5 protein-coding genes and 2 tRNA genes are annotated in these 4,606 nt (G+C 59.1%); 2 read left to right on the top strand and 5 right to left on the bottom strand.

The features are described 5' to 3' along the window. Positions 1-82: 82 nt before the first annotated feature. The 4 genes from Q0K17_RS10480 to Q0K17_RS10465 form a co-directional block, all read right to left on the bottom strand. Positions 83-733 carry a hypothetical protein gene (locus Q0K17_RS10480; RefSeq protein ID WP_294542850.1) on the bottom strand — a complete coding sequence of 217 codons (651 nt, stop codon included), beginning with the start codon at positions 731-733 and terminating at the stop codon, positions 83-85. A gap of 2 nt (positions 734-735) precedes the next feature. Further along, positions 736-1,647, bottom strand: coding sequence for an ABC transporter ATP-binding protein (locus Q0K17_RS10475; protein ID WP_294542849.1), 912 nt, complete (start codon positions 1,645-1,647; stop codon positions 736-738). Further along, positions 1,644-2,024 carry a GntR family transcriptional regulator gene (locus Q0K17_RS10470; protein ID WP_294542847.1) on the bottom strand — a complete coding sequence of 127 codons (381 nt, stop codon included), beginning with the start codon at positions 2,022-2,024 and terminating at the stop codon, positions 1,644-1,646. Before Q0K17_RS10470 ends, Q0K17_RS10475 begins: the two co-directional genes overlap by 4 nt. Before the next feature lie 210 nt (positions 2,025-2,234). Continuing rightward, a complete protein-coding gene (locus Q0K17_RS10465; RefSeq protein WP_294542846.1) occupies positions 2,235-3,311 on the bottom strand; it encodes an ATP-dependent 6-phosphofructokinase in 1,077 nt (358 codons plus the stop codon). Positions 3,312-3,606: 295 nt separating this feature from the next. Between Q0K17_RS10465 and Q0K17_RS10460 the strand changes: the two genes are divergently transcribed. Continuing rightward, positions 3,607-3,680 (top strand) — tRNA-Gln (locus Q0K17_RS10460). 40 nt (positions 3,681-3,720) lie between these two features. Continuing rightward, positions 3,721-3,796: transfer RNA gene (locus Q0K17_RS10455), tRNA-Pro, on the top strand. A 363-nt stretch (positions 3,797-4,159) separates the two neighbouring features. On the opposite strand, the gene Q0K17_RS10450 is transcribed toward Q0K17_RS10455, so the two are convergent. Beyond that, positions 4,160-4,492, bottom strand: a complete 333-nt coding sequence (locus Q0K17_RS10450; protein ID WP_294542844.1) for a hypothetical protein — start codon at positions 4,490-4,492, stop codon at positions 4,160-4,162. Positions 4,493-4,606: the final 114 nt, after the last annotated feature.

Raw genomic sequence — 4,606 nt, 5'->3', positions numbered from 1 at the left:
ATGCCTGCCAGACCGGCCATCACCTTGGTGTCCAGTTGGAGAACACCGCCCAACGTGCGGCCGAACGTTTGTTCCTTGTTTTTCACAGCCGGATCACCGCCTTTCGATAGAAGCGCCAGGTCGCCACGCCCAGAATCACGGCAACCGCCGCACAGACCAAGGTAAACACCGCCCAGCCGGGACGCAGCGCATGGATGGGGAAAAGGGCCAACGGAATCCCGATTGCCTTGACAAAACCGATGGTGATGGAACAAGACAGGACAATCATGATGAGGACCATCAGAATGGAGGCGGTTCGCTGTTTGGCCCCCCGGGGCAGATACTGGGCCAGCAGGGCCATCTCGGTGACAGTGAGGGAGGCAGCCAGAAGCACCGGGATTCCCCCCACGCTCAGCACCATGTCGTACTCCGGATTCCAGGAAGCGATCAGGGTGGTGCCCAGAACCGCCAGAGCCAGCGTACACAGTTCCATGACAACCGCCAGGATCTGGATGCAGAGAAATGTATTCCACCGGCGCACCCCGAAATAGGTGGGCAGCGCCATAGTGGAATGGCAGCCGGCCAGTGTCAGCGGAGCGAGCCACAACCCCATAGTGGGCATCATATATGTGTAGCTTTCAAACAGAGACAGCGGGGTGTACCGGGCCCCCAGCACCACCAGCACCACAAAGGCCATCACCACCCCGATGTATTGCAGAAAGGTCAGGCCGAAATACCGCACCAGATTGCGCATGGTCACCCCTCCTCGTCGCCGTGGCCGCACAGGGCCACGAACACGTTCTGCAGGTTCATGCCTTCCACCGTCAGTCCGTCCCGGGCCGCCAGCTCTTCAAACAGGGCTTCCTCTCCCCGCACGGCCACCATCTTGTGGCCGCCCAGCACCTGGGTCTGCAGGGGGGTGATGCCCCGTTCGGCCAGGGCGGCGTCCAGTTCGGCGGCGGGGCCGCTGATGTAGCGGAACTGTTCCACCAGATCCTCGGTGTTCTGGTCGGCTACCTCCTTGCCCTCGTCCAGGATGACCACCTTTTCAAACACCGAGGCAGCTTCCTCAATGATATGGGTGGAGATAACGAAGGTGCGGCCGGTGCGCTGGTACTCGTCCAGCAGGATGCGGTAAAACCGTTCCCGTGCCACCACATCCAGTCCGGCGGTGGGTTCGTCCAGCAGGGTGACCGGTGCCCGGGAGGCCAGCGCCGCCGTGATGGACACCATGCTCATCTGCCCGCGGGACAGGCGGTTGATCATCTTGTTGGGCAGTTCAAACTTCTTGATCAGCTCGTCGGCGTAATTCTGGTCCCAGTAGGGGCAGAACAGGCGGCCAGCCCGCAGAAAATTCTTCACCGAAAGGCCTGCCAGTTCACTGGCGGCAGACATCTCCCGGGCGAAATGCAGGTTGCCCAGCACGGCACTGTTCTCCCACACCGGCTGGCCGCCGTACAGGGCCCGCCCGCCGGTGGCATAGTTCTGACCGGACAGAATCCCCAAAAGAGTGGTCTTGCCGGCGCCGTTGCGCCCGATGAGCCCGTAAATGCGCCCGGGTTCAAACGTCAGGTCCAGGTCCTGCAAAACGGGCTGTTTGCCATAGTTCTTGCAGAGTTTATCCGCCTGCAAGGGCTGCGGAGCGGGTGCTTTTGTAATGGTGGTCATGGCAGTTGTTCCTCCTGTGCCTGGGCTTTGACCAGGCTGTAAAGTTCTTGTTGGGTCAGACCCAAGCGCTTGGCTTCCCGCACAAAGGCTTTGACCTGCGTCTTGGCGAAATTTTCCCGCCGTTTCTGCCGCAGGGCTTCGGCCGCGCCGGGAGCCACAAACATCCCGATGCCCCGCCGCTTATACAACAGCCCTTCGTCCACCAGGCGGTTGATTCCTTTGGCAGCGGTGGCGGGATTGATGTTGAAGGCCCGGGCCAGTTCATTGGTGCTGGGCACCTGGGTGTCGGCGGGGTATTCTCCCCGAAGGATGCCGTCCTCCAGCAGTTGGGCGATCTGCCGGTAGATCAGGCTCTGGTCATTGAGCGTTCCCTTCAAAATCACGCCCCCTTTCTTGTTTGGAACAGGCAGGAACCAGTACCGGCCGCGCAGCCCGGTTTATTGGTTCATTACTTGTGTAATTAACCATATCACCTTTTTGGTGTTTCGTCAAGAGATTCCGAAAAAAAAGGCAGCAAAAAAGCGGCGGACAGCCGCACCCCGAAGGATGCAAAACTGTCCGCCGCCGAAGCTGCGGGGGTTGTGGGATCAGCCCAGGCTGATGCCCATGGAACGGGCCACGTTGAGCATGGCGCAGTCATCCGGCACGCCGCGGGTCTTGCCGGCGATCTCGATAAGCGGGTTGGCGGTGACATTGCGGTTGACCATGGCCACGGTCACGCCGTAGTGCTCGTCCGCCACCAGACCGGCAGCGTAGGCGCCGAATTGGGTGGCCAGCACACGGTCATACGCGGAGGGAGAACCGCCGCGCTGCATGTGACCGGGCACACAGATCCGGGTCTCGGCACCGGTCATCTGTTCGATCTGGCGGGCAATGCGGTTGGTGGCGGTGGTGTAGCCTTCGGCAGCGCGCTTGGCAGTCCATTCCTTGCGCTTCATCTTGGCTTCGTCCACCGAGACGGCACCTTCGGCCACAGCCAGGATGGAGAAGTTCTTGCCGGCCTTGGCGCGGCGCTCCACGGCATTGGCCACCTTCTTGATATCATAAGGATGCTCGGGGATCAGGATGATGTCGGCGCCGCCCGCAATACCGGAGTACAGGGTCAGCCAGCCGGCCTTGTTGCCCATGATCTCGATGCACATCACCCGGCTGTGGCTGCCAGCGGTGGTGTGGATGCGGTCGATGACTTCGGTGGCGATGTCCACGGCGGTGTGGAAGCCGAAGGTCACATCGGTGCCGTAGATGTCATTGTCGATGGTCTTGGGCAGGCCGATGATGTTCAGCCCCTCCTGGCTCAGGAGGTTGGCTGTCTTGTGGGTGCCGTTGCCGCCCAGGCAGAGCAGGCAGTCCAGCTTGGCCGCTTTGTAGGTCTTTTTCATGGCGGCGACCTTGTCCACATTGTCCTCGCCCACCACGCGCATCATCTTGAAAGGGGTGCGCTTGGTGCCCAGGATGGTACCGCCCACCGTCAGGATGCCGGAAAACTCCGACGGGTCCATGACACGGTAGTTGCCGTTGATCAGGCCGTCGTAGCCGTTCATGATACCGATGATCTCCACATTATCGCCCATGCGCTGATACAGCGCCTTGGCCACGCCGCGGATGGTGGCGTTCAGGCCGGGGCAGTCGCCGCCGGATGTCAGGATACCGACACGCATTTTCATTGTGTAACCCTCCCGTTTTTTGGCGGCGCTCCCCTTGCGGGCCTACCGCCGCCAGCTGTGTTCTTTAGGTTAAGAGTACGCCACCAAAGGGCCGTTTGTCAATGCCCCGATGCGCAGCAACACCAAAAAAATTTGGTGATACATCCATTTTTGTGTTTATGTCGCCTGCAAAGGTCGGGACAAGTCCCCTGCGGCAAAATTCATGGCAACTTTTTGCAAAAAACTGTTGACAAACCGGATTCGAGTCGCTATAATAAATAAACGTCGAGGGCAAACAAGCCCAGACAAAACCTACTGGGGATTCGCATAATGGTAGTGCAGCGGACTCTGACTCCGCCCGTGGGAGTTCGATCCTCTCATCCCCAACCAAAGCAAAACCGCAGCAGCAAAGTTGCTGCGGTTTTTTTCTCGGGGTGTAGCGCAGTTGGTAGCGCGCTTGGTTCGGGACCAAGAGGCCGTGGGTTCGAATCCCGTCACTCCGACCAAAAAGCTCTCAGCTCAAGCTGGGAGCTTTTTTTGTCGCATGAGGGACGGAGATGAGAACAGGACGGCGCACCGCAGTGCGCAACGAACAGTCCTGTGGACTGTTCGTTAGTCCGCGGGAGAATCCCGTCACTCCGACCAAAAAGCTCTCAGCTCAGGCTGAGAGCTTTTTTTGTCGCATGAGGGACGGAGATGAGAACAGGACGGCGCACCGCAGTGCGCAACGAACAGTCCTGTGGACTGTTCGTTAGTCCGCGGGAGAATCCCGTCACTCCGACCAAAAGCCTTTCAGCAAATGCTGAAAGGCTTTTTTGTTTTCCCGCACACCGCCGAAATCATTTTTTCCTGACCGACACGGTTTGTCTTCATCCATTCTTTTTATCCTCGTCGGAGGAGCCGGGATTGCGCAGTTCATCCAGAACAACGCAGGTGCAGCCCACCATCAGGGCCGCCAGCATCATGATGCCGCCGTAAATGGGGTACAGGTAGCTCTGCTCTACTCCGCCGCCAATCAGTGGTTTCAGTATTACGGCAAACACGCCGCCGAACACGGTCATCATCAGGAAAAACAGCAGAAGCACAATAAAGATGGATTTATACGCCACCGGGCGATACGGCAGCTTGCCGGACTTGGCCTGGGGCGGATACAAAAGCGCGTTGGGATCCGTGTTCAGCGTTTCGGCCAGACGAACCACCATGTCCAGGTCAGGATATGACCGGGGAGTTTCCCAAAGTTAAAGATACCACACCATTCCCACGCTGACTTTTGCTCAACCGATACAGCCGGAGGGCTGGATAACAAGAAAAGGCGG

It is taken from the genome of uncultured Gemmiger sp., from assembly GCA_944388105.1.
Lineage (GTDB): Bacteria > Bacillota > Clostridia > Oscillospirales > Ruminococcaceae > Gemmiger.
This window is presented reverse-complemented; position numbering and strand designations above follow the sequence as displayed.